Source organism: Rhodococcus sp. 4CII (assembly GCF_014256275.1).
Lineage (GTDB): Bacteria > Actinomycetota > Actinomycetes > Mycobacteriales > Mycobacteriaceae > Rhodococcus_F > Rhodococcus_F wratislaviensis_A.
The window spans coordinates 352,595-377,393 of record NZ_JACCFE010000002.1; the positions used below are offsets into that span (position 1 = coordinate 352,595).

The window sequence follows — 24,799 nt, forward strand, 5'->3', positions numbered from 1 at the left end:
CTCACTCCGCCGCGTTCTCGCCTTCCGGCCCTATGTCACAGCAGGATGGCCCCGCCTCCCGGCTTCTCCTCGCGGGCGACGGCCGAGTACGCGGCCACCAGCAGGGACGGGTCGGGTCCCTCGAGTCGTCCGGGCTTCGCGAGTCCGTCGAGCACGACGAACCGCAGAACACCGGCGCGGTTCTTCTTGTCGGTCTGCATGCCCTCGACGAGCTGGCCGAAGGCGTCCGCGTCGTAGGTGGTGGGCAGGCCGACCAGTTCGAGGATGGTGCGGTGGCGATCCGCGGTCTCGTCGTCGAGCCGTCCCGCCAGCCGCCCCAGTTCCGCCGCGAACACCAGCCCGACGGACACGGCGGCGCCGTGACGCCAGCGGTACCGCTCGCGGCGTTCGATGGCGTGCCCGAGGGTGTGCCCGTAGTTGAGGATCTCGCGGAGGTCCGACTCACGCAGATCCGCGGCCACCACCTTGGCCTTGACCTCCACGGATCGCCGGATCAGTTCGGGCAGAACCGTTCCCGTCGGGTCGAGAGCGGCTTCGGGGTCGGCCTCGATGAGGTCCAGGATGACGGGGTCGGCGATGAATCCGGTCTTCACGACCTCCGCCATGCCGGCGACGATCTCGTTGCGGGGCACCGTCTCCAGCGTCGCCAGATCGATCAGCACGGCCGACGGCTCGTGGAACGACCCCACCAGGTTCTTGCCGGCCTCGGTGTTGATGCCCGTCTTGCCGCCGACCGCGGCGTCCACCATCGCGAGCAGCGTCGTGGGCACGTGGATCACCCGCACACCGCGCATCCACGTCGCCGCGACGAACCCGGCGAGGTCGGTGGCCGCGCCGCCGCCCAGACTGACGACGGCGTCGCTGCGGGTCAGTCCGATCCGGCCCAGAACCTCCCAGCAGAAACCGGCGACGGCCAGGTCCTTGCCGTCCTCCGCGTCCGGGATCTCGATGCGGTGCGCATCGATGCCCTTCTCGGCGAGCGCGGCGCGGACCGCCTCCGCTGTCTCGGCGAGCGGGGGCTGGTGGAAGATCGCCACCGTCCGCGTGCCGGCGAGTTCGTCCACCAACTCGCCGAGCAATCCGCGCCCGATGATGACCGGGTAGGGGTTGGCCGTCTGCACCTGTACGCGTACCGGTTCGGTCACTGTCTGCTGCTCCGCTCCGTCTTGTCCGAGATTCTCGGCTGTCTCTGTTCCGCCGGGACCGCCGATCATTCGGCGAGTTTCGCCAGCAACTGCTGCACCACCCGGGCGGGACTCCGCCCGTCCGTGCGTATCCGGATCGAGGCCACCTGCCGGTACAGCGGCCGGCGCTTGCGCATCAACTCGGTGTACTTCTGGCGGGGGTCGCCACCGGCGAGGAGCGGGCGCGCGGTGTTGGTCCCCGTGCGCTTGAGCCCCTCGGCGACGCTGATCTCGAGGTAGATCACCGTCTGTCCCTTCAACAATTCGCGGGTGCGCTCCGAGAGGATGGACCCGCCGCCGAGCGAGACGATTCCCTCGTGGCTTTCGATGGCCTTCCGGACGATCTCCTCTTCCAGCGCCCGGAAGGCGGGTTCGCCCTCCTGGACGAAGATCTCGGCGATCGTGCGACCCGCCTCTTCCTCGACCGCCACGTCGGTGTCGAACAGGGGGAGGTCCAGTGCCTGCGCGAGGCGCCGCCCGATCGTGGACTTACCTGCTCCCGGCGGACCGACGAGCACGGCTTTCGGTGCCATCACCCGTCACCGCCCCGTTGCGCGGGCAGACGGGCTGGTCATCGCGCGAGCCGGGCGGCGACGCCGGACGCGTAGCGCTCGTAGTTGGCGGCCGTCTCCGCGACCGAGTCGCCCCCGAACTTCTCCAGTGCCGCCTGGGCGACGACCAATGCCACCATCGCCTCGGCGACCACACCGGCGGCGGGCACCGCGCACACGTCCGACCGCTGGTGAATGGCCACGGCCTCCTCGCCGGTCGACATGTCGACGGTGGCCAGCGCCCGCGGGACCGTCGAGATCGGCTTCATCGCCGCACGCACGCGGAGCGCCTCACCGTTGGTCATGCCGCCCTCGAGGCCACCCGCACGATTGGTCGAACGTAGAATTCCGTCCGGTCCCGGTCGCATCTCGTCGTGTGCCTGGCTGCCACGCCGGCGCGCGGTCTCGAAGCCGTCGCCGACCTCGACACCCTTGATCGCCTGGATACCCATGAGGGCGGACGCGAGACGCGCGTCGAGGCGGTCGGCGCCGCTGATGAACGACCCGAGACCGACGGGGAGACCGTGGATGACCACCTCGACGACGCCACCGAGGGTGTCGCCGTCCCGCTTGGCGGCCTCGATCTCCGCGATCATCGAGTCCTCGGCGGCCTTGTCGAAGGCGCGGACCGGGCTGGCGTCGATCGCGGACAGGTCGGACGCGGTGGGCTCGGGTCCGACGTACGGATCGGATGCGCCGATGGAGATGACGTGCGACAGGACCTCCACGCCGAAGACCTGGCGGAGGAAACCCCGGGCGAACGTCGCGGCCGCGACGCGGGCCGCGGTTTCGCGCGCGCTCGCCCGTTCGAGCACCGGGCGGGCGTCGTCGAAGCCGTACTTGAGCATGCCCGAGTAGTCGGCGTGCCCGGGCCGGGGACGGGTCAGCGGCGCATTCCGCGCCTGATCGGCGAGCAGATCGGCGTCCACCGGGTCGGCGGACATGATGGTTTCCCACTTGGGCCACTCGGTGTTGCCCACCTCGACCGCGATCGGACCGCCGAGCGTGCGCCCGTGTCGCACACCACCGATGATGGTGACCTTGTCGGCCTCGAATTTCATCCGCGCGCCGCGTCCGTAGCCGAGGCGACGTCGCGCGAGTTGGGTCGAGATGTCCTCGGACGTCACTTCGACGCCCGCGACCATCCCCTCGAGCATCGCGACGAGGGCGGGACCATGAGATTCTCCGGCAGTTATCCAGCGCAGCACGCCCAATATCCTTCCATGTCGCCGCGCTCGGCAGTGACGGTGGTCCTCCCAACCGCGCGGAGCCCGGGGACTCGTTCACGTGATGTGCGCGGCGAACAGCGCAACGAGTGTCGCGGCGCACATCGACGGTCCATGCGGGAGCGGCTGCGGCGCCCGCCGGACGAGGAGGACGACGCAGCCCGCCAGCGCGGTCAGCACCGGCGCGAGCCCGGCCGCGCACACCCACGCCTGTCCCCCGGCAAGACCGGTCGCCGCACCGACTCCGAGCGCGAGTTTCACGTCACCGGCCCCGAGCGACCCCGGTGCACCGAGGTACAGGGCGAGATACGCCGACGCCAGCAGGAGCCCGCCGAGCACGGCGGCGCCGGCGGATCCGGTCACGGCGCCGAAGCCGGCGATCCCCAGGAAACCCGGCAGCGTGAGCCGGTTCGGCAACGTCCGCACGCACAGGTCGGTGGCCGTGAGGGTGACGCACCACCACCAGAACGCGGTCGCACACGGCAGCACCCAGTGCGCGGCGTCGACTCCCCCGGTCCGGACCGTGATCGCGACACCGACGGCGCACACCGCCTCACACCATCCCGGCCGGACCCGTCCCCCGTATCGACCGGCCGTCAGGCGCGCACACCGTCCCGCACCCGCACCGGCCACCACACTCACCGCGAACAGCCACCACATGGCGATCAGAGTGCGCGCCCCGGCCACCCCGACGGTCGCGGCGACCTGGCGGAACGATCGGCCTGTGGATAACGACCGGTCCTGTGGACAACTAGCCCAGAGCGGCCGCCATGGCCTCCCGCGGCGCCGGGCGCCCGGTAAACTGCTCGACCTGCCCGAATGCCTGGTGCAGCAGCATCGACAGGCCACCGACGACCGTTCCGCCTGCCGCCTCCACCGCCGCCGCCAGCGGGGTCGGCCACGGGTCGTAGATCGCGTCGAGCACGAACGGCGCCCGCCCGAGGACGTCCGCATACCCGGCGACCGCAGCGGCCGGAACCGTGCTGACCAGCGCGGCCGCCTCCGCGCAGCGGGCACCGAGTTCCGGGCTGTCGAATGCCAGTAACCGGACGTCGAGGCCCACCGACTCCGCGCAGCCCAGCGCGCCCGCGGCCCGGCCCGCGTCGCGGGCCACCACGGTCACGGATTTCACCCCCATGTCGGCGAGGGCCACGAGCGCCGGCCGGGCCGTTCCCCCGGCTCCGACGACGACGGCCTCCGCGCCGGCGATCGTTCCGACGCCGCCCGCAGTGAGTGCACCGCTGACGCCGTCCACATCTGTACAGTCGGCACGCCAGCCGCCGTCGATCCGGACGAGCGTGTTCGCCGAGCCGATCGCGACGGCCCGCTCGGTGCGCTCGGACGCGAACGCGAGTGCCGCGATCTTGCCGGGCATCGTGACGGACAACCCGACCCACTCCGGGCCGAGCCCGGACACCAGGCCGGGAAGCCGCTCCCCGTCGCATTCGATCCGGTCGTACGTCCACTCGGTCAGGCCCAGCGCCCGATACGCCGCGAGGTGCAGTTGCGGCGAACGCGAATGCGCGATCGGGCTGCCCAGCACCGCGGCCTTGCGTGCGGTCACCGTCTCATCGTCCACTGTTCAGAATCCCATTGTTCAGAGCCCGGTCGATGTTGGCCAGGTGTTCTTCGTAGCTCCTCGTGAACAGCGTCGTCCCCTTGGCGTCGACTGTCACGAAGTAGATCCAATCGCCCGGCGCCGGTTGCTCGACCGCCTGGAGGGCCCCGATACTCGGCGACGAGATCGGCGTGGCAGGCAGACCGGGGCTGGCGTACGTGTTCCACGGTGTCACCTGTGCGCGGTCGGCGTCGGTGGTGGCCAGTTCGGTGGTGTCCAGCGCGTAATTGACCGTGGAGTCGAATTGCAGCGCCTGGTTGACCGCGAGGCGGTTGAGGATGACGCGGGCGACCTTCGAGAAGTCGGCCGGCATCGCCTCGCGTTCCACCAGGGACGCCGCGATCAGCATCTTGTACGGTGTCAGACCGACCTGGTTGCCCGCGGTGAGGATTCCGGTCTTCTCGTAACTCGCGGAACTCTCCGTGACCAGCCTCTGCAAGATGGCGGCGGGACCGGCGGTCGGATCGAAATCCCAGCTGCCCGCGGCGATCAGCCCCTCGAGCTGACGGTCGCGATCCGGGACACCGGCGACCGAGTCCTTCGCCCAGTCGGGCACACCGAGCGCGGACAGCTCGCCGGCGCCGGCGGCGTTGAGGTCGTCGTAGCCGATGCAGTGTTCCTGGCCGGCGTCACCCAGGCAGCTGGCCTCGGAGATCAGCGTGTAGATCCCCTTCTTCTTGGCGCCGGTCTGCACGTCGGTCGTGTCGTGGAGCTGCCGTCCCTCGGAGATGATCATGTGGCCGACCCGTGAGGCGGGGTCGACCAGTTCCTGCACGGCGTCCTTCGCCGGGATCTGGGTGGACAGGCTGTAGAAGCCGGGCTGCACCGAGTTCATCGCGTTGCTCTGGACCGCGGCGTTGAAGAAGGCCGATCCGCTGGCGACGACGTCCCGGTCCGCCAGGGCCGACGCGATCTGCTCCGCCGTGTCGCCCGGATGAACCTGCACGACCACTTCGGGACCGCCGGGACCGGCGTAGTCCGCGGGGGCTTCGTCGCCGAAGAACATCCTGCCCCCGACGAACACCATGCCCAGCAGCACGATCAGGACCGATGCGGCGGCGAGGACGCCGAACACCTTGCCGCGGCGTGCGCGTCCCCGGGCCTGTCTGCGCCGGCGCGCCTGCGCACGGGCGTGGCTGCGGGTCGGCGGGATCTCCTCGGGGACGGGGGCGTCGGGGATCGCCGCGATGATCTGCGTCTCGGCGTCCGCGAAAGCCCGGTCGTGTTCGGGTTCGGGTTCGAAAGTCTGCTCGTACCCGGCGTCGGCATACGTCTCGGTCTCGTACGTCTCGGCCTCGTACGGCTCCCCTGCGTAGGCGTGAGCGTCGTCGGCGGACTCGCGGTAGCCGCGAACGTCGCCGTAGGAACGGGGACCGTATCCGTCCTCGTACACGGGCTCGGGGTGGACGGGCCGCTCGTACGCGGGTTGCTCGTACACCGGCTCCGCATGGTCGACGCCCGGCTCCGCGACCTGGTGCTCGTCGTGATCCCGGTCGTCGTAGAGCACCGCGTGTCTGCCGGTGGTGACCACGTCGTCGTCGGGGGGCGGGGTGTAGTCGACCTGGTCGTCGTCGTCCTCGAGGTAGCGGTGCCGCCGCGGCTGACGGGGAACGTAGTGGAATTCGGTTCGTTCGCCGACCGGACGCCGATGATTGCTCACTCGCCTGCCTCCGGTACCTGCACGTCCGCCCCCGAATCCCCTGCGTTCACCGACCTGCTCCGCTCGTCCAACCATCCTTGCAAGATCGCCACCGCCGCAGCCTGGTCGATCACCGGACGCTGGCCTCTCGCACTGACACCGCTCTCGCGAAGCGCCCGCGCGGCAGTGACGGTCGTCAGACGTTCGTCTGCCATCCGCACCGGAATCGGTTCGACCGTCCTTCGCAATCGCTTCGCGAACACCGTAGCGATCGAGGCGGCCTTTCCCCGTTCACCCCGCAAGGTCTGCGGCAGACCGACGATAACCTCCACCGCTTCGTATTCCTCGACAATGTCGGCAATGCGCCGGATATCCGGCGCGTCGGGCCCACGCTCCTTGGACCGCGGCACCGTCTCCACGGGAGTGGCGAGGATCCCGTCGGGGTCGCTCGACGCGATCCCGATCCGGACACTGCCCACATCGATGCCGATGCGCCGACCGCGCCCAGGGTCGTCGACGCCAGGTCGATCCGGACCCTGTTCCGCGCGATCCACCGCTACTGGCTCCCCACCTTGTCCGCGACTTGTCCGCGGACAGCGTCGAGGGCGGCCGCGATTCCGGTGGTGTCGGATCCGGAACCCTGTGCCATGTCGGCCTTTCCACCGCCGCGTCCGCCGATCTTCGATCCGAATTCCTTGACGAGATCACCGGCCGACAGTCCGAGTTCCTGGGCCGCCTTGCTCACCGCGACGACGAACGGAACCTTGCCGTCGACGTCACCGAGCAGCACGACCACTGCAGGCTGGGTGCCGAAGCGGCCACGGATGTCGGTGACGAGTCCGCGAAGGTCGTTGCCCCCGACCCCGGCCGGGGCGGAGTCCGCGACCAGCAGCACCGGCCCGACCCGCTGTGCCTTCTCGACGTACGTGCCCGCGGTCGCCAGAACCGCCTGCGCGCGGGTCTGCTCGAGTTCCTTCTCCGCCACCCGAAGTCGTTCCACCAGCGCCTCGACGCGGGCGGGCACCTCTTCCGAGGGCACCTTCAGCGACGACGACAGACCGGCGAGGAGGGCACGTTCCTTGGCCAGGTAGCGGTAGGAGTCGAGCCCGACGAAGGCCTCGACGCGGCGCACACCGGAACCGACCGATTGTTCGCCGAGAAGCGTCACGTTGCCGATCTGCGCGGAAGTCCCGACGTGAGTTCCACCACACAGCTCCATCGAGAACGGCCCGCCGATCTCGACGACCCGCACCTCGTCGCCGTAGTTTTCGCCGAACAACGCCATGGCGCCCATCGACTTCGCCTTGTCGAGGTCGGTGACGAACGTGTTCACCGAGTAGTCGGCGGCCACGGCCTCGTTCGCGACGACCTCGATGTCCTGCTTCTGCGCTTCCGTCAGCGCGCCCTGCCAGGAGAAGTCGAAACGCAGGTATCCCGGCTTGTTCAGCGAGCCGGCCTGAACTGCGTTGGGGCCCAGCACCTGTCGCAGCGCCGCATGCACCATGTGGGTGCCGGAGTGGCCCTGGGTGGCCCCCTTGCGCCACTCGGCGTCGACTTGCGCGAGCACGACGTCGCCCTCGGTGATCTGGCCTTCCTGCACGGTGACTTTGTGCACCCAGAGCTTCTTGGCGATCTTCTGGACGTCGTTGACCTTGACCCGCAGACCCGGACCGGTGAGGGTGCCGAGGTCGGCGATCTGGCCGCCCGCCTCCGCGTACAGGGGGCTGCGGTCGAGGATCACCTCGACGTCCTGGCCCGCCGCCGCTACGGGCACCCTCTGTCCCTGCGAGATCAGCGCGAGGACGTGCGCCTCGGAGACCAGTTCGTGGAATCCGGTGAACTCGGTGGGCCCGCGGTCGAGCAGTTCCTTGTAGACGGTGAGGTCGGCGTGGGCGTGCTTGCGCGCCTGCGCATCGTCCTTCGCGCGCTGCCGCTGCTCCGCCATCAGCGTGCGGAAACCCTCCTCGTCGACCGTCAGTCCCGCCTCGGCCGCCATCTCCAGGGTGAGGTCGATCGGGAAGCCGTACGTGTCGTGGAGCGCGAACGCCTGATCGCCGCCGATCGTCGAGCTGCCGGAGGCCTTCACCGATTCGGCGGCGCCTTCGAAGAGCTTGGACCCGGACGTCAGGGTCTTGAGGAACGCGGTCTCCTCGCCGACGGCCACCGTTTCGATGCGGCTGAAGTCGGTGTCGAGGACCGGGTACGACGGAGCCATCGTGTCGCGGACGACGGTGATGAACTCACGCATGCTGGGCTTGTCGGCGCCGAGGAGCTTCGCGGACCGGACGATGCGCCGCAGTAGGCGGCGCAGGACGTAGCCGCGCCCGTCGTTGCCGGGGTTCACGCCGTCGGCGATGAGCATCGCGGCGGTGCGCGCGTGATCGGCGATCACCCGGAAGCGCACGTCGTCGTCGTGATCGGCGCCGTAGGTGCGGCCCGACAGCTCCTCGGCCTTCGCGATGACCGGCCGCACGAGATCGGTCTCGTACACGTTGTCGACGCCCTGCAGCAGGAACGCCACCCGCTCGACTCCCATGCCGGTGTCGATGTTCTGCTTGGGCAGCGGACCGAGGATCTCGAAGTTGTCCTTGCTGATGCCGAGCCCACGCTCGTTCTGCATGAACACGAGATTCCAGATCTCGATGTACCGATCCTCGTCGGCCTCCGGGCCGCCCTCCCGGCCGTAGGCGGGACCGCGGTCGTAGTAGATCTCCGAGCACGGGCCACACGGGCCGGGGATGCCCATGGACCAGTAGTTGTCGGCCATGCCGCGACGCTGGATCCGCGCCTCGGGGACCCCGACCTCGTCCCGCCAGATGTCGCGGGCCTCGTCGTCGTCGAGGTAGACGGTGACCCAGATCCGTTCCGGGTCGAACCCGTAACCGCCGTCGTCGACGCTCGACGTGAGCAGCGCCCACGCATGCTTGATCGCGTCGCGTTTGAAGTAGTCGCCGAAGGAGAAGTTTCCGGCCATCTGGAAGAACGTGTTGTGCCGTGTGGTGATGCCCACATTCTCGATGTCGAGGGTCCGGACACACTTCTGGACGCTGGTCGCCCTCGGGTACGGCGGGGTCTGCTGGCCGAGGAAGTACGGCACGAACTGGACCATTCCGGCGTTGACGAACAGCAGGTTCGGATCGTCGAGAATCAGCGAGGCGCTGGGTACCTCGGTGTGGCCTGCCTTGACGAAATGGTCGAGGAAGCGCCGGCGAATCTCGTGGGTCTGCACGTCAGTGATCCTTATTGTCTGTCTCGAGGGCATCTACGGTCGCCGGGCGGCTGGGCACACCCGGCACTTCGGCAACATTCAGCTTAACCGGCCACCCTGACGGTTCGTGCCGCGGACGATGGCGCGCAGCTTGCCCACCCGCCCCGCGATGTCGCGCTCGCCGCCGTGTGTGGTGGGCTGGTAGTAGTCGACACCGACCAGCTCGTCCGGCGGATACTGCTGCGTCAGCACGCCGTCCGGGTGGTCGTGGGGATAGCGGTAGCCGACGGCGTTGCCGAGCTTCGCCGCTCCCGCATAGTGGCCGTCGCGCAGATGGGGTGGGACGAGCCCGGCGTTTCCGGCCGCGACGTCCGCCATCGCGGCGCCCAGCGCGGCGATGACGGCCCCCGACTTCGGCGCGGTCGCGAGGTGGATGGTGGCCTGGGCGAGGGCGAGGCGGGCCTCCGGCATGCCGATCAGCTGGACCGCCTGCGCCGCGGCCGTCGCGGTCTGCAACGCGGTGGGATCGGCCATCCCGACGTCCTCGCTGGCGTGGACGACCAGTCGCCGCGCGATGAATCGCGGGTCCTCACCGGCGGTCAGCATCCGCGCCAGGTAGTGCAGGGCCGCGTCGACGTCGGAACCGCGGATGGATTTGATGAAGGCGCTGATCACGTCGTAGTGCTGATCACCGTCGCGGTCGTAACGGACGGCCGCCTTGTCGACGCTCGCCTCCACCGTCGCCAGGTCCAGCAGCACGGGACGCTCGGCGTCCCCGGCCTGGTCGAGTGCCGCCCCGGCCGCCGCCTCGAGCGCGGTGAGCGCCCGCCGGGCGTCACCGGCCGCGAGCCGCACCAGATGGTCCATGGCGTCGCCCGCGATCTCGATCTCCCCGGCGAGACCGCGCTCGTCGGTGCGGGCGCGGTCGAGGACGTTTTCGACGTCGTCCGCCGACAGGGACTGCAGTTGCAGGACGAGGGAACGCGACAGCAGTGGGGACACCACGGAGAACGACGGGTTCTCGGTGGTCGCGGCCACGAGCAGCACGATCCGGTTCTCCACCGCGGCCAGCAGCGCATCCTGCTGAGTCTTCGAAAAGCGATGCACCTCGTCGATGAACAGCACCGTTTGCTCGCCGGCGAGAAGGCGGCGCCGGGCCAGTTCGATGACGCCGCGCACCTCCTTGACGCCCGCGGACAGGGCGGACAGTGCCTCGAAGCGGCGGCCGGTGGCATTGGAGATCAGCGATGCCAGCGTCGTCTTGCCGGTGCCCGGCGGGCCGTACAGCAGCACGGACGCCGCCCCGGACCCCTCGACGAGGCGCCGCAGCGGCGCCCCGGGACCCAGGAGGTGATGCTGCCCGACCACCTCACCGAGGGTGCGGGGACGCATCCGCACGGCCAGCGGCGCGTGCGGACTCACCGACGCCGGGGACGGCAGGGAATGCGGTGCCGCCGCCTCGTCCGGCCGCGCCGACTCGAACAGTCCTGCCGACTCGTCCTCGCCGACATCGGCTCCGAAAAGATCGCTCACAAGTTCGACGCTACTCGGGACCGCACCGTCCGACCCACCCCGGCCGGGCCGCGGGTCAGCTGACGGACAGTCCCCGGATCGTGTCGGCAATGGTGCGGGCATGATGGGCGACCACCGTGTTTCCGGCGTGGTCCGCCGACCGGGCCAGCTTGTCCCAGCGCTGGATCAGCGCCTCGGAGCGCGGCACGGACAGATGATGCTCGCGGACCGCGGCGATGCGGGTGTGGTTCTCGGGCAGGAACAGGTACGTGGTGAGCCACACCCAGATCAGCTGCGCCTCCACCATGCGCGCCGCGAGGACGTTGTCGTCGGCGAGGGCAGGCCACATGCCCACCACCTCGGCCCGCCACGCCTCGATCATCGCCTGCGTCCGGTCTTCGGACAGGTCGATGCTGCACAGGCAGCCCGGGAACGAGACCAGTGCATACGCGATGTCGAGCATGGCGTCCCGGAAACCGCCCCACTCGTAGTCGAGGAACCGCACACCCTCGTCGTTGACGATGATGTTGTCCGGGCACAGGTCGGACGGGCTGAACGCCCGGAACCGGCCGCTCTCGAACAGTTTGGCCGCGCGCGCGACCTGATCGGTCAGCTCCGGGGAGACGTCGACGCCGAGGATCTCGGCCAGTAGGCGCGGCACGGCGGGCACCGCCCGCTCCACCTGCTCGGCCACGGTGTCGTCGCAGTGCGCGACCTCGGCGCGGCGCAGCAACGCGGTGAAGTCTTCTTCGCGGCCCACGGTGGCCGCGTGCATGCGACCGAGCGCCTGGGCCATGGCCATGAGGGTGTTGGTGACGGTGTCGGCGTCGGAGTGCTCGAGCAGGGCACTGATGGGGGTCGCATCGCCGAGGTCGCTGAGCACGAGGAGCCGGGCGTCGAGGTCGGACGCGAGCAGCTCGGCGCCGGGACGGCTGTCCGTCGCCAGCGCGGTCGCGAACTGATACGACACGGCTTCGCGAAGGAAGGCGCTGCCACTGTCTCCGGCCAGGTCGTCGGGATCGACGGCCCGCGCTCCGGACACCCCGGACTCCTCACGGACCTGCTTGATCACCAATGTCCGCGGAAGGGAGAAGGGATTCTCCGCCACCCGCACGCGGAGCACGATGGTGCGGCCACTGCCGCCGAGATCCACGGGATCCACCAGTGTCACGGGTGCGCCGGTGCGGCGGGTCAGCAGCTTCTCGGCTGCGGCAACTACCTCTGAAACGGGGTCTGCCAGTATTGCAGTCATCGCGGACCAACTTACCTGCTAGTGACACGGATCATCGAGTCCTCCTAGGGAAGCCCCGATGAATTTCAGCATTTCGGCTGATCCGGTGCGAGCACTTCCATCGGCGCCACGTCAACCGACACCGCAATGGTGCTGTTTCGTGCCTCTGTGTATATGACACCCCGCAGCGGCGGCACGTCCGCGTAGTCGCGACCCCACGCGACCACGGTGTATCGCTCGTCGACCAGCTGGTCGTTGGTGGGGTCGAAAGCCAGCCACCGGTCCCCCGGCATCCACACCGCAGCCCAGGCGTGGGTGGCGTCGACGCCGATCATCCGTTCCTTGCCGGGCGGCGGCTGCGTCGCCAGATAACCGGACACGTACCGGGCGGCGAGCCCCCGGGACCGCAGGCAGGCGATGGCGAGCCGGGCGAAGTCCTGGCACACGCCCGACCGCTTCTCCAGGACCTCCGCGACCCGTGTCGACACGGACGTCGACCCCGACTGGTACCGGAAGTCGCGGTGGATGCGGGTGGTGAGGTCGATCACCGCGTCCACGAGGGGCCGTTCGGGCGGGAAACTCGGGGCCGCGTACTCGTGGACTCCGTCGCCGACCTCGGGGGGTTCGAGGTCCAGCACGAATTCCTGCGCCATCGCCCCCTCGGTGCCCACGGGCCGTGACAGCTCCCACGGCGAGTTCGCCGGTGCGGTGGTGAGCCTGCCCGTGTCCGGCCCGTACACCTCGACCTCGGATTCGGCCGCCACGACCAGCTCCTCGTGCGGCGTGCTCACCTGGAAGTACAGATTTCGGTTGCCGTACGCGTCGGTGCCGGTGGAGCGGTCCGCGGGTGTCGGTGAGATCTCGACGACGGAACTGACGCACCGTTGTTCGGCGGTGTCGCGCGGCAGCAGGTACCCGCGGCCGTACGACGCGGACACCGGCCCCGAGTACGTGTAGGTGGTGCGGTGGGTGATCGTGAAGCGGCGCAGCACCGGACGCTCCGGCGCGTCGTCCGCCGGGGGCGGGACGTCCGTCATGCGGGCACACCGCCCTGAGCGGCGCTCCGCGCGGCACCGCTGCCCCACAGCGGCTGGGTGCCCCCGGGCAGCGACAGCTGTCCCTTCAGCATCACCTCGGACAGCTCGCGCAGCAGTGCGCGCACGGTGGTCGTCAGCTCCCCCAGCTCCTTCCGGGATCCGGTGGCGTCGACCGATTCGAGTCGAACGGGGTCGACGCGCCGCACGGTATTGATCATGTCCTCGACGAGCCGCTCGGCGCGGGACGCACCCGAGGCATCGGGCAGTGCGGCGAGATTCGCGCGCAGTTCCTCGAGCTGGTATGCCAGTGACCGGGGGTTCTTCACGTCGAACAGCAGCAACTCGGCGACGGCCGCCGTGCGGATGCTCCGGTTGCGGCGACGGTAGACCACCGCACTCTCGGTGGCGACGAGCAGCGAGTCGATCACCGCGCGTTCGGTCGCGGCCTCCGTCGCCCGGCGCAGCGTGGACTCCACCAGCGCGACGAGGGTCGACGCCCGTTCGATCCGTTTGCCGATGTCCATGACGTGCCAGCCGGTGTCGCGGACCAGGGATTCCGCCGCAACACCCGACAGGGCGAGCATCCCACCCAGCACCGCGGACTGCGCCTCGAACAGCACCGACCCGTCGTCGACCGGGTCGGCGGCGACCTGTCCGAGCACGCGTTCGACCGAACCGAGCACGGCCCAGACGTCGTTGGACAGTTGACCGCGCACCGCGCGCGCGGCCTGCTCGACGCCGCGGACCGCGTGCGCGAGCGACCCCTCCCGGTTCGTGTCGGCCGTCAGTGATCGGAACTCGGACCGGACCCGCAACTGACCGGCGACCGGATCGGGATCGGGACCCCGGTCGCACCCGTCCGCGGGGTAGTTGTCGGCGTCCGCGACCCGCACGACCGTGTCGAGCAGGATCGGCAGGCTGCCGCCTCCGGCCAGCCACGGCCGTAACCGGTAGTCGCGGTACTTCTCGCCCACGGCGATCATCAGTCGTGCCGTACCCTCGGCGCGCTCGGCGAACCGGCCCATCCAGAACAGTTCGGTGAGCGCGCGCGGCGAGGTCATCAGGTCGGACGTCGTCGCCGCGTAGACGGGCAGGGCGTCCCCGTCCCGCTCCCGGTCCGCGCCGTCCCCCGCCTCGGTGGATCCGGTCCGCTGGGCCAGCCGGACCCACACGTCCTTCGCGCCCGCGTGCCGTCGGTCCCCGCGCTCGGCGCCGGGGACCAGGGACGTGCCGAGACCACCGGCCATCGGGGTGTACCCCACCCGCTGCGCGACGCTGAACAACCGAATCCCGACCGGCGCGAGGACGACGTCGCCCGACCCGTCGGCGGCGGGCGCGTACGACGGGTCCGGGACGATCTGCCCCACCCACCGGTCGGGTTCGGCGCGCACCCGGTCCAGCACGGCCTCCCGGTCGGCGTCGCCGAGTTCCGCGGGCACGACCGGCGATCCGCCGCGCACCTCCCGCAGCACCATCGACGACGCGTTCGCCAGGATGTGGGACAGTTCGGATCGGTCGCCACCCCAGAAGGCGGGCGCCGACGGGAGGTGGAGGTCCTCGCCCAGCAGCCGGCGGCACAGGTCCGGAAGCAGCCGGGTGAGCACGGGATTCTCGAGGATCCCGCTGCCCAGTGTGTTGACGACGGTCACCGCGCCCCGTCGCAGCACCTCCACGAGGCCGACCACGCCGGACCGGGAGTCGGGACGCAGGTCGAGGGGGTCGGTGAGGTTCGCATCGACGCGCCGGACGATCACGTCGACGCGTTCCAGGTTGCCGAGGGACCGCATCCACACGTGGCCGTCGCGGACCACCAGATCGGCGCTCTCCACGAGCGGGAAGCCGAGGACCGTCGCGAGGTACGCCTGGTCGAACGCCGCCTCGGAGCGGGTGCGGGGGCTGAGCACGACCACCAGGGGGTCCTCGGTGCCGGCGGGGGCGGCATCGATCGCCGCGAGCCGCATCGACTGAGCGAACGAGGACAGCGGGCGCGGACCCACCGTCTCGTAGATTCCGGGCATCGCCCGGGCGATGACACGGCGATCCGCCATCGCGTATCCGGCCCCGGCAGGGGACTGCGTGTGGTCGCGCAGTGCGTGGAACGTTCCGTCGGTCCCGCGGCCGACGTCGAGTCCGTGCAGGAACAGTTGATGCCGGCCCGGCACCGTGATGCCGTGCGCCGCCCGGACGTAGCCGGGATGCCCGAATACCGTGCGAGCGGGGACGGCGCCGCTGCGGACGAGCGTCATGGGACCGTACAGATCCGCGAGCACCGCGTCGAGGAGCCGTGAGCGCTGGATGAACCCCGCTTCCAGGTGCTCCCACTCGTCGGCCGCCACCACCAGCGGGACGGCGTCGATCTCCCAGCGCGGCGGTGCGGTCGGGACGTCCGAGCCGTCGAGCGGGTTGTAGGTGATGCCGTGGTTGTCGACGAGGAGCCGGATGCGGGACTGCAGGCGGCGGACGGCGTCGGGCCCGCTGCCCGCGAAGTCCTCGGCCAACTCGGCCCACGGTTCCCGGACCGCGCCGTCCCGGCCGAAGAGTTCGTCGTATCCCCCGCCGTCGTGCGGTGCGAGGCTCATCGGATCCTCCGCGGCGACAGGGGTCGCTGTTTCCGCGCCTGTACGAGGAGGCGCCGCGGATCGCTGCCCTTGCGCAGCCGGAGCGCCAGCACGAGGACTCCGGCGATCACGATGCCGACCATGTTCACACCGAGCTGCAGCGCCGCCAGCGCCGCGACGCGCCATTCGCCGACGGTGACCGCGACGACGGCGAAGCCGGCCGCGGGAACGGTGGTGACGGAGATGAACACACCGACGAGGGCGGCAGACTTCGAGGACACCAGCGCGAGCATTCCGGCGCCGCCGGCGAGGAGCGCGACCACCAGCGACAGCGGGCCCACCCGGTAGATGTAGTCGACCTGGTCGAGGGCCTCGATGCTCTCGAAATTCATCCAGCCGATCCGCTCCATCAGCAGGGTCGCGATCAGGGTCGCCGCCATCGCGAACGGGAAACCGCAGAGCAGTGCGATCAGCGACCGTCGGGCGAGACCGAGCTTGCGCCGCATCAGGGCGACGGCCAGCGCGGCGAGGGGACCGAATTCGGGACCCACCACCATGGCCCCGACGACGGTGATCGGCGAGTCGGTCACCACGCCCACCGAGGCGAGCAGGCAGGCGATGGTGAGGAACGCCAGGAACGTGCCGTTGAGCGTCGACTCCTCACGGGTCCGGCTGACCAGTTCCTCCCACACGACGCTGTCCGCCGGGTCTCCCGGAGCCGCCTTCTCCGCGGCCCTGGCGGCTTTCGACAGCACCGTCTCGACGGGTTCCACCGTGATCGCGCCGGTGCGCTCGATCCCGAGGGCCTCGAGCGCGTCGATCACGTCGTTCGCCGACTCGCGGGCGACGTCGGACTGGATCGCGTCGCCGGCCGGGTCGATCGCGGCGCCGCGGAGCACCACCACGTGGGTGGCGCCGGGTTCCGCGGCGAGCACACCGAGGACGTCCTCGGTGCGCTCGGCCGGACAGATCACTCGCAGGTGCAACATCGTGTCCCCCGGCTGTTCCGCGTCGTCCGCTCGTTCGGGTACCTCCCGCCTACTTGGCGGCGGGTGCGTCCGCCTTGGCCGCCGCCTCGCCCTTCGGCTCCGGCTTGGCGTCGACGCCGGATTCCTTGCGCTGCTGCGCGGTGATCGGAGCCGGAGCGTTGGTCAGCGGATCGACGCCGCCACCCGACTTCGGGAACGCGATGACCTCGCGGATCGAGTCGACGCCGGCCAGCAGCGCGGTGATGCGATCCCAGCCGAACGCGATTCCGCCGTGCGGCGGGGCACCGAACGCGAAGGCGTCGAGCAGGAACCCGAACTTCTCCTCGGCCTCGTCGTGGGAGATCCCCATCACCTTGAATACTCGTTCCTGAATGTCCTTGCGGTGGATACGAATACTGCCGCCGCCGATCTCGTTGCCGTTGCAGACGATGTCGTAGGCGTACGCGAGAGCGGAACCCGGGTCGGTGTCGAACGTGTCGATCGACTCCGGCTTCGGTGAGGTGAACGCGTGGTGCACCGCCGTCCAGGCGCTGTACCCGAGCGCGACGTCGCCGCTCGCGGTGGCGTCGGCGGTCGGCTCGAACAGCGGCGCGTCGACGACCCACACGAACGCCCACGCGTCCGGGTCGATGAGGTTCTGCTTGCGGGCGATCTCGCCACGCGCGGCGCCGAGCAGCGCCCGCGAGGACTTGGTGGCCCCGGCCGCGAAGAAGATGCAGTCGCCCGGCTTCGCGCCGACGTGCGCGGCAAGTCCCGCACGTTCGGCGTCGGTGAGGTTCTTGGCCACCGGCCCTCCGAGGGTCCCGTCCTCGCCGACCAGCACGTACGCCAGACCCTTGGCCCCGCGCTGCTTCGCCCATTCCTGCCACGCGTCGAGCTGCTTGCGCGGCTGGCTCGCACCGCCGGGCATGACGACCGCGCCGACGTACTCCTGCTGGAAGACGCGGAACGTGGTGTCCGCGAAGAACTCGGCGCACTCGACCAGTTCGACCCCGAAGCGCAGGTCCGGCTTGTCGGAACCGTACCGGCGCATCGCCTCGGCGTACGTCATCCGCGCGATCGGCGTCTTGATCTCGTGCCCGACCAGCTTCCACAGCGACGCCAGCACCTCCTCGGCGAGGAGGATCACGTCGTCCTGGTTCACGAAGCTCATCTCGATGTCGAGCTGAGTGAACTCGGGCTGACGGTCCGCGCGGAAATCCTCGTCGCGGTAGCAGCGCGCGATCTGGTAGTAGCGTTCGATGCCACCCACCATGAGCAGCTGTTTGAACAGCTGCGGGCTCTGCGGCAGCGCGTAGAAGCTGCCCGGCTGCAGTCGCGCGGGCACCAGGAAGTCGCGGGCGCCTTCCGGCGTCGACCGCGTCAACGTGGGCGTCTCCACCTCGACGAATTCGTGGTGCGCGAGCACGGCGCGGGCCGCGGCGTTGACCTTGGACCGCAGCCGGATGGCGTGTCCGGGGCCCTCCCGGCGCAGGTCCAGGTAGCGGTACTTCAGGCGCGCTTCCTCACCGGCCTGGTCGTCCAGCTGGAACGGCAGGGGCGCGCTCTCGTTGAGAACCTCGAGGTCGGTGACGTTGACTTCGATGGCACCGGTCGGGATCTCGAAGTTCTGGTTGCCCTCGGGACGCACCTCGACGACGCCGGTGACCTTGACGCAGTACTCGGCGCGCAGGCGGTGGGCCTGCTCGGCGGCCGCGCCTTCACGGAACACCACCTGGGCCACGCCCGACGCGTCACGTAGGTCGATGAAGATCACCCCGCCGTGATCACGACGCCTGGCAACCCAACCGGTGAGGGTTACGGTCTGCTGGGCCTGCTCGGCTCGCAATGAACCGGCGAGATGTGTGCGCAGCACGGGATTCCTTTCGAAACATGGGGCAAGCTACTTCGTTGGCTGAGATCCTACGGAGACACCGTGCGTGAGCGGAAACGCATACCCGCTTCACGTGCGAGGCTCGATCGGCCCGCACCGGCAAAGTGAAGAGAAAGCGACGACACATGACCTTCAACGAGGGCGCCCGCATGGACTCCGGCAGGGTGTCGGTCGGAGGCGGCGGGGGTGGTCTCGGCGGAAAATTCGCGATGGGAGGCGGCGCGGGCGGCCTGATCGTGCTCGTTCTCGCACTGCTCCTCGGCGGCGATCCCGGTTCGCTGCTCGGTGGCCTCAGCGGCACGACGGATTCTTCCACGCAGAGTTCGGCCGGCCTCGAGGGATGTGAGACCGGCGCCGACGCCAACCGCGACGTGAATTGCCGCGTCGTGTTCACCGCGGGCAGCCTCGACTCGGTGTGGGGTCAGGAGCTCGCACAGCAGACCGGCACCGCGTACGTCCCACCGGAGGTCGTGCTGTTCTCCGGCTCGGTGAACACCGGCTGCGGCAACGCCACCAGCGACGTCGGCCCGTTCTACTGTCCGGCGGACTCGACCGCGTACTTCGACACGAGCTTCTTCCAGCTCCTCGTCGACCGTTTCGGGTCCAGCGGCGGACCGCTCGCTCAGGAATACGTCGTGGCGCACGAGTTCGGTCACCACATCCAGAACCAGCTCGGCGACATCGGGCGGGCGCAGGCCGATCCACGTGGCGCCGACTCCGCGGCGGTCCGGACCGAATTGCAGGCCGACTGCTACGCGGGTGTGTGGGCCCACTACGCCGACACCCTCCCCGGCCCCGATGGCGGACCGCCGTTCCTCAACACCCTCACCGACGACGACATCAAGGACGCACTTTCCGCCGCCTCGTCGGTCGGTGACGACCGCATCCAGGCGTCCGCGGGCGCACGCGTGAACCCGGAGGGATGGACGCACGGCTCCTCGGAGCAACGCCAGAAGTGGTTCGCGACCGGGTACCGGACCGGCCAGGTGCAGGCCTGCGACACCTACTCGGCACGCGATCTGAACAACCCGCCCGCGCTGCGCTGACCACCCGCTCCACCGACAACAATTTTTGTCTTGACAGAACTATTTGTCGGTGGAACAGTGGACGCATGTTGGACGTGGCAGTGATCGACCAGGCGGCCGTCGCAGAGATCTCCCTCGATCCGGTCCGGGCCCGCTTGCTCGCGGCGCTCGCCGAGCCCGGTTCGGCGAGTTCCATCGCGGCGACGGTCGGATTGACACGACAGAAGGCCAACTATCACCTGCGGGCGCTCGAGGAACACGGCCTCGTCGAGCTCGTCGAGGAACGCAGGAAGGGCAACGTCACCGAGCGGGTGTTCCAGGCGACCGCCGCGTCGTACGTCATCTCCCCCGCCGCGTTCGCCGCCCTCGCCCCCGACCCCGACCGCTCACCCGACCAACTGTCGGCCCGCTGGCTGGTGGCACTGGCCGCGCGACTGGTGCGTGAGGTCGGCGAGTTGATCGCCGGCGCCACCGCGGCGCGTCAGCCGCTCGCCACGTACGCGATCGACAGCGAGATCCGGTTCGCGTCGGCGGCCGACCGGTCCGCGTTCGCCGACGAACTCGGCGAGTCCGTGAAGACCCTGGTGGCCCGCTACCACGACGAGAACGCGCCGAACGGGCGCAGGCACCGTCTCGTCGTCGCACTGCATCCCAGCCTGAAAACACCGTCCCGGCAAGCGCAGTCACCAGACAACCGTCACGAGGAGAAGTAGCCATGTCGAAAAATTTCGAGATTCGCCGCGAAGTCGTCCTGAACGCCACCCCGGAGGACGTGTTCGCCGCCGTCACCACCGGCACCGGCGGGTGGATGTTCCCCACCGGGTTCGATCCCGGGGTCGGCGACGAGGGACCGGACGACCCCGCCGTCGTCGCCTGGGAGCCGCCGCAGAAGTTCGCGGTGCGCCAGGAGGGCCCCGACGGCTGGTTCAACGCCCTCGAATACCTCATCGAAGCCCGCGACGGCGGCACCGCCGCCCTCCGTTACGTGCACAGCGGCATCTTCACCGACGACTGGGACGCCCAGTACGACGGCGCCGACAAGCACACCACGTTCTACCTCCACAGCCTCGGCCAGTACGTGCAGCACTTCCCGGGGCGCGCGGCCACCTACGTCGCGGCCGGCGGCCCTGAGGGCTCCGCCGATCCCGGCGCAATGGCCACGCTCCGCACCGCTCTCGGTCTGTCCGCCACCTCGGCCACCGGCGACACCGTGTCGGTCGACATTCCCGGATTCGGCGCGGTCGACGGCGTCGTCGATTACCTGACGCCGCACTTCATCGGCATCCGGACCGCCGATGCACTGTTTCGGTTCTACGGACGCAACGCCTTCGGCGGAACGGTCGACGCGGCACACCACCTCTTCGCTGCGGGCGCCGACCAGCAGAAGTCACAGGACGCGTGGAAGTCGTGGCTGGACAACGTCTTCGCGTGAACCGTCGCATCTGAGCTCAGGACGCCGTGAACTCGCCCCCACTCGGAATGTTCGGGGTGCCTCGTGGTGATCTCGACGCTGACCCGGCCTGCCCCCCGGATCGAAGCACACGGCTGTCGGCGCGCCCGGACCGTCCCATCTGCTGAGCGCCCACTGCTTCGTTCCGGAGGCGCCGGTGTCGAGGTTGCGCCGGCGCAGGGTGCCGTCGACCAGGCAAACCCGGGAGGCGCTCACGAAGTACGTCTTCAGCAGCACGCCTGGGCCTCGATGCGGCCTCCGCACACGCTGAGGTCACCGGGGTTCAGGCGTCAGAACAGCGTGAGCGCCGGTCCGGGACGACCGGCGGCCACGAGTCCGCGGCGTTCGGAGTCGGCGGCCTCGGCCCGGCCGGCTTCGCGGTGATCCGCCCCGCCGCCGAGACCGTACCGGTCGACGAGGGGGTCGACTCGCCCTTTCAGCCACGACTTGTATTCCGGCGGAACGTAAGCCGCCCGGCCGTACAACTGCCGGTACTGTCGGATCAGGGCGGGATGCTCGGTGGACAGCCAGTTCATGAACCAGCCCTTGGTGCTGCCGCGCAGGTGCATCGGGAAGACGGTCACACCCGAGGCGCCGGCCTCGGCAATGGACTCGAGCAGGCCGTCGAGATGCCGCACCGAATCGGTGAGAAAGGGAATGACGGGGGCCACCATCACATTGCAGGGCAGGCCGGCGTCGGTGATCGCCCGGATCAACTCGAGGCGCGCCTTCGGACTCGGTGTTCCCGGCTCGATCGACTTCTGGAGGTCGGGGTCGTGGATCGCCAGCGACACTCCGATGCTCACCGGCACCTGCTGGGCGGCCAGGGTCAGCAACGGGAGGTCGCGTCGCAGGAGCGTTCCTTTGGTCAGGATCGAGAACGGTGTGGCGGACTCGGCCAGCGCGCGGATGATCCCGGGCATGAGGCGGTACCGGCCCTCCGCCCGCTGATACGGGTCGGTGTTGGTGCCGAGCGCCACATGCTCACGTTTCCACGACCTCCGCCCCAACTCCTTGCGCAGTACCGCCGCGACATTCGTCTTCACGACGATCTGACTGTCGAAATCCTGACCGGCGTCGAGGTCGAGGTATTCGTGGGTGGGCCGTGCGAAACAGTAGCGGCACGAATGCGAGCAGCCGCGAAAAGCATTGACGGTGAACCGGAAAGGCAGCTGCGACTCCTCGGGCATCTTGTTCAGTGCGCTCTTGCAGAGCACCTCGTGGAAGGTGATGCCGTCGAACTCGGGGGTCTGCACACTGCGCACGAGGCCGGCACGTTCCAGCCCCGGCAAAGCGCCGTCGTCGGCGTCGACCGCTTGCCCATCCCACCTCATGACTACATGCGAACATTTGTTCTAACTGCTGTCAAGGCTCCGCCCCATCCGGGCTCGGCGGAGTCGAGCACGACCGCGCCGGTGAGCGCCGGATCGGGGCTTGCGAGAATGTCGCTCATGTCGAACAGAAACAACGTCTCGTCCGGTTCCGAGTGGGAAGCCAAGATCGGCTACTCCCGCGCCGTGCGCATCGGTCAACTCGTGTCCATGTCGGGTACCACGGCGTCGGGCCCCGACGGCCCCGTCGGTGGGGACGATCTCGGAGAGCAGACCCGGGAAGCACTGCGCCGAATCGAAGCAGCACTCGCGGAGGCCGGCGCGAGCACCGCCGATGTGATCCGGACCCGGATGTACCTCACCGACATGAGCCGCTGGGAAGAGGCCGGCATCGCACACGGCGAGGTGTTCGGCGACATCCGCCCCGCCACGACGATTCTCGAGGTCAGCGCGCTGATCGCTCCCGGCCTGCTCATCGAGATCGAGGCCGACGCCGTCCTCGGCGACTGATCGACGCGGGAGGCGGGCACCCGAACCCTGTCCGCCTCCCCACATTCCGGCTGCGTCCCCACGGTTTTCAGAGTTCGGAGGCCGGCGGAGAGGGTATCGGTGTGGATCGCCGAAGGAGTTCGGCACGGGTGCCGGGCATGCCGCTGCGACCCCGTTCGGCGCATTTGACTGCCAGGACCTGGTTGATTCCGAGTCGGTTCCCCGAAAAGCCCAACGCCGCGCCCGCCATGTACAGCCGCCATACCCGCGCCCGCCCGGCGCTGCTGCAGGACACCGCCTCGTCCCAGTTCGCCTCCAGATTCGCCACCCAGGCCCGCAGGGTCAGCGCGTAGTGCTCGCGCAGCGATTCGACGTCGCGCACCTCGAAACCGGCCCCCTCGAGCGCCTCGATCATCGTCGCGATCGGTTCGAGTTCTCCGTCGGGGAACACGTAGCGGTCGATGAAGGACGTCTTGGAGAACTTGGCAGCGGGTTGGCCGGGCCGCCGCGAGATCGCGTGGTTGAGCAACCGCCCCCGCGGGCGTAGCAGCGCGAACAGGTCCGCGGCGTACGTCGCCAGCATCGCGGCGCCGACGTGCTCGGCCATCCCGATGCTCGAGATCGCGTCGTAGGGGCCGTCCGTGACGTCGCGGTAGTCCTGGACCCGGATCTGCACCAGATCGCCCACGCCCGCGTCGACCATTCGTTTGCCGGCGTAGTCCGCCTGCTCGTGGGACAGGGTGACACCGACGACCTGCACGCCGTAGTGACGTGCCGCGTGCAGTGCGAACGTCCCCCAACCGCAACCGACGTCGAGCACCCGCATCCCGGAGGTCAGGCCCAGCTTGCGGGCCACCAGATCGCATTTGGCGTACTGGGCCGCGCTCAGATCGTCGCTCTGCTGCGCCCAGTACGCGCACGAGTAGGTCATCGACTCGCCGAGCACGAGTCGGTAGAAGTCGTTGCCGACGTCGTAATGGTGGCTGACCGCGGCGGCGTCACGGCGCTTGTCGTGTCTGCGGCCGCGCGCCGGCTTCATCTCCTCCGCGGGCGGCTTCGGTGGCGGGCCGATGATCCCCAGGCGCAGCGCCGCTGTCGCCAGCGTCTTCTTCGTGTGCCCGTCGATCCGTACGCCGGGTCCCCTACTCGGATCCGACACCTGCTCCAGCACGTCCAGCCCGGCGAGCAGGTCTCCCTCGATGTCGATGTCGCCGGACACGTAGGCGCGGGCGAAACCGAGATCGTTGGGCGCCCACAGCAACCGCCGCAGACCACGCCGATTGACGAGGTGCACCTGCCACGGCGCGTCCGGAGGCCCACTGCGACTACCGTCCCAACACCTGATCCCTACCGGGACCTGCGCACCCAGCACCGCGCGAACCAACGGCGCCACCGTCTCTGCGACCGTCATACCCACCTCCATCAGAGTTCGGGTCCGGCCACCACTGCGGCTGCTCCGTGGTCCCAACCTCGTCGACCATATCCATGGAACCTCGATCGCCGCAGACCATCTCGCCAATTCCCTCTGCGGACTCCGAGGTAACGAATCCGGGCCATCGACTCCGGGCGTTACGATGACGCCGAATCGTCCCTCCGAGCGCCAGAGGTGCCCATGTCGGATCTGGATCAGGCGTTTGCCGATGCGCAGGACAACGTCAACAGGCTCACCTCGCGGCCGGCCACCGAGGAGCTACTGCGGCTGTACGCGCTGTTCAAACAGGGATCGAAGGGTGATGTCGAGGGTAAGCGGCCCGGCCGGTTCGACATGGTCAAGCGCGCCAAATACGACGCCTGGGCCGAATTGGCCGGGACGAGCAGCGCCGATGCCAAGCAGGGCTACGTCGACCTGGTAGCCCGGCTCACGCAGAAGTGAGTTCG

Annotated in this window: 21 protein-coding genes; 5 read left to right on the forward strand and 16 right to left on the reverse strand. The window is 69.5% G+C overall.

The window, feature by feature from the left end:
* Nucleotides 1-35: 35 nt before the first annotated feature.
* The 14 genes from aroB to aspS form a co-directional block, all read right to left on the reverse strand.
* Nucleotides 36-1,145 carry a 3-dehydroquinate synthase gene (gene aroB, locus H0B43_RS02470; RefSeq protein ID WP_185729444.1) on the reverse strand — a complete coding sequence of 370 codons (1,110 nt, stop codon included), beginning with the start codon at nucleotides 1,143-1,145 and terminating at the stop codon, nucleotides 36-38.
* Nucleotides 1,146-1,210: 65 nt separating this feature from the next.
* A complete protein-coding gene (locus H0B43_RS02475; protein ID WP_185729443.1) occupies nucleotides 1,211-1,717 on the reverse strand; it encodes a shikimate kinase in 507 nt (168 codons plus the stop codon).
* A 38-nt stretch (nucleotides 1,718-1,755) separates the two neighbouring features.
* Nucleotides 1,756-2,943, reverse strand: coding sequence for a chorismate synthase (gene aroC, locus H0B43_RS02480; RefSeq protein WP_185729442.1), 1,188 nt, complete (start codon nucleotides 2,941-2,943; stop codon nucleotides 1,756-1,758).
* 75 nt (nucleotides 2,944-3,018) lie between these two features.
* The gene (locus H0B43_RS02485) at nucleotides 3,019-3,621 is read right to left on the reverse strand and encodes an A24 family peptidase (RefSeq protein WP_185729441.1); all 603 of its coding nucleotides are present in this window, start codon (nucleotides 3,619-3,621) and stop codon (nucleotides 3,019-3,021) included.
* 91 nt (nucleotides 3,622-3,712) lie between these two features.
* Nucleotides 3,713-4,540: a shikimate dehydrogenase gene (locus tag H0B43_RS02490; RefSeq protein WP_185729440.1), complete on the reverse strand. Its 828-nt coding sequence runs from the start codon at nucleotides 4,538-4,540 to the stop codon at nucleotides 3,713-3,715.
* Nucleotides 4,530-6,239, reverse strand: a complete 1,710-nt coding sequence (gene mltG / locus H0B43_RS02495; protein WP_185729439.1) for an endolytic transglycosylase MltG — start codon at nucleotides 6,237-6,239, stop codon at nucleotides 4,530-4,532. Before mltG ends, H0B43_RS02490 begins: the two co-directional genes overlap by 11 nt.
* Complete coding sequence (gene ruvX / locus H0B43_RS02500) at nucleotides 6,236-6,772, reverse strand: Holliday junction resolvase RuvX (protein WP_185729438.1); 537 nt, start codon at nucleotides 6,770-6,772, stop codon at nucleotides 6,236-6,238. Before ruvX ends, mltG begins: the two co-directional genes overlap by 4 nt.
* Nucleotides 6,773-6,774: 2 nt before the next feature.
* Nucleotides 6,775-9,447 (reverse strand): alanine--tRNA ligase, encoded by a 2,673-nt coding sequence (gene alaS / locus H0B43_RS02505; protein ID WP_185729437.1) that lies wholly within the window; start codon nucleotides 9,445-9,447, stop codon nucleotides 6,775-6,777.
* Between the two features lie 78 nt (nucleotides 9,448-9,525).
* The gene (locus H0B43_RS02510) at nucleotides 9,526-10,959 is read right to left on the reverse strand and encodes a replication-associated recombination protein A (RefSeq protein ID WP_185729436.1); all 1,434 of its coding nucleotides are present in this window, start codon (nucleotides 10,957-10,959) and stop codon (nucleotides 9,526-9,528) included.
* A 55-nt stretch (nucleotides 10,960-11,014) separates the two neighbouring features.
* The gene (locus H0B43_RS02515; protein ID WP_185729435.1) at nucleotides 11,015-12,190 is read right to left on the reverse strand and encodes a phosphotransferase family protein; all 1,176 of its coding nucleotides are present in this window, start codon (nucleotides 12,188-12,190) and stop codon (nucleotides 11,015-11,017) included.
* 65 nt (nucleotides 12,191-12,255) lie between these two features.
* Nucleotides 12,256-13,206, reverse strand: coding sequence for a transglutaminase family protein (locus tag H0B43_RS02520; protein ID WP_185729434.1), 951 nt, complete (start codon nucleotides 13,204-13,206; stop codon nucleotides 12,256-12,258).
* The gene (locus tag H0B43_RS02525) at nucleotides 13,203-15,785 is read right to left on the reverse strand and encodes a circularly permuted type 2 ATP-grasp protein (RefSeq protein ID WP_185729433.1); all 2,583 of its coding nucleotides are present in this window, start codon (nucleotides 15,783-15,785) and stop codon (nucleotides 13,203-13,205) included. Before H0B43_RS02525 ends, H0B43_RS02520 begins: the two co-directional genes overlap by 4 nt.
* A complete protein-coding gene (locus H0B43_RS02530) occupies nucleotides 15,782-16,753 on the reverse strand; it encodes a DUF389 domain-containing protein (RefSeq protein ID WP_185729432.1) in 972 nt (323 codons plus the stop codon). The genes H0B43_RS02525 and H0B43_RS02530 overlap by 4 nt, the downstream gene beginning before the upstream one ends.
* A gap of 49 nt (nucleotides 16,754-16,802) precedes the next feature.
* Nucleotides 16,803-18,608, reverse strand: coding sequence for an aspartate--tRNA ligase (gene aspS / locus H0B43_RS02535; protein ID WP_185729431.1), 1,806 nt, complete (start codon nucleotides 18,606-18,608; stop codon nucleotides 16,803-16,805).
* 143 nt (nucleotides 18,609-18,751) lie between these two features.
* Here aspS and H0B43_RS02540 point away from each other — a divergent pair, with 143 nt between their 5' ends.
* The 3 genes from H0B43_RS02540 (at nucleotide 18,752) to H0B43_RS02550 (ending at nucleotide 21,083) form a co-directional block, all read left to right on the forward strand.
* Entirely contained in the window at nucleotides 18,752-19,672 is a 921-nt protein-coding gene (locus H0B43_RS02540; RefSeq protein ID WP_185729430.1) for a neutral zinc metallopeptidase, read from the forward strand.
* A 65-nt stretch (nucleotides 19,673-19,737) separates the two neighbouring features.
* Nucleotides 19,738-20,364 (forward strand): helix-turn-helix domain-containing protein, encoded by a 627-nt coding sequence (locus H0B43_RS02545; protein ID WP_185729429.1) that lies wholly within the window; start codon nucleotides 19,738-19,740, stop codon nucleotides 20,362-20,364.
* 2 nt (nucleotides 20,365-20,366) lie between these two features.
* Complete coding sequence (locus H0B43_RS02550) at nucleotides 20,367-21,083, forward strand: SRPBCC domain-containing protein (RefSeq protein WP_185729428.1); 717 nt, start codon at nucleotides 20,367-20,369, stop codon at nucleotides 21,081-21,083.
* Nucleotides 21,084-21,391: 308 nt separating this feature from the next.
* On the opposite strand, the gene H0B43_RS02555 is transcribed toward H0B43_RS02550, so the two are convergent.
* Nucleotides 21,392-22,435, reverse strand: a complete 1,044-nt coding sequence (locus tag H0B43_RS02555; protein ID WP_185729427.1) for an Rv2578c family radical SAM protein — start codon at nucleotides 22,433-22,435, stop codon at nucleotides 21,392-21,394.
* A gap of 108 nt (nucleotides 22,436-22,543) precedes the next feature.
* Here H0B43_RS02555 and H0B43_RS02560 point away from each other — a divergent pair, with 108 nt between their 5' ends.
* On the forward strand, nucleotides 22,544-22,942 hold the full coding sequence (locus H0B43_RS02560) for a RidA family protein (RefSeq protein WP_185729426.1): 399 nt from the start codon (nucleotides 22,544-22,546) through the stop codon (nucleotides 22,940-22,942).
* A 67-nt stretch (nucleotides 22,943-23,009) separates the two neighbouring features.
* On the opposite strand, the gene H0B43_RS02565 is transcribed toward H0B43_RS02560, so the two are convergent.
* A complete protein-coding gene (locus H0B43_RS02565; RefSeq protein WP_185729425.1) occupies nucleotides 23,010-24,332 on the reverse strand; it encodes a cyclopropane-fatty-acyl-phospholipid synthase family protein in 1,323 nt (440 codons plus the stop codon).
* A gap of 201 nt (nucleotides 24,333-24,533) precedes the next feature.
* On the opposite strand from H0B43_RS02565, the gene H0B43_RS02570 reads away from it, so the two are divergent.
* Entirely contained in the window at nucleotides 24,534-24,794 is a 261-nt protein-coding gene (locus H0B43_RS02570) for an acyl-CoA-binding protein (RefSeq protein ID WP_185729424.1), read from the forward strand.
* The last annotated feature ends 5 nt before the right edge of the window (nucleotides 24,795-24,799 follow it).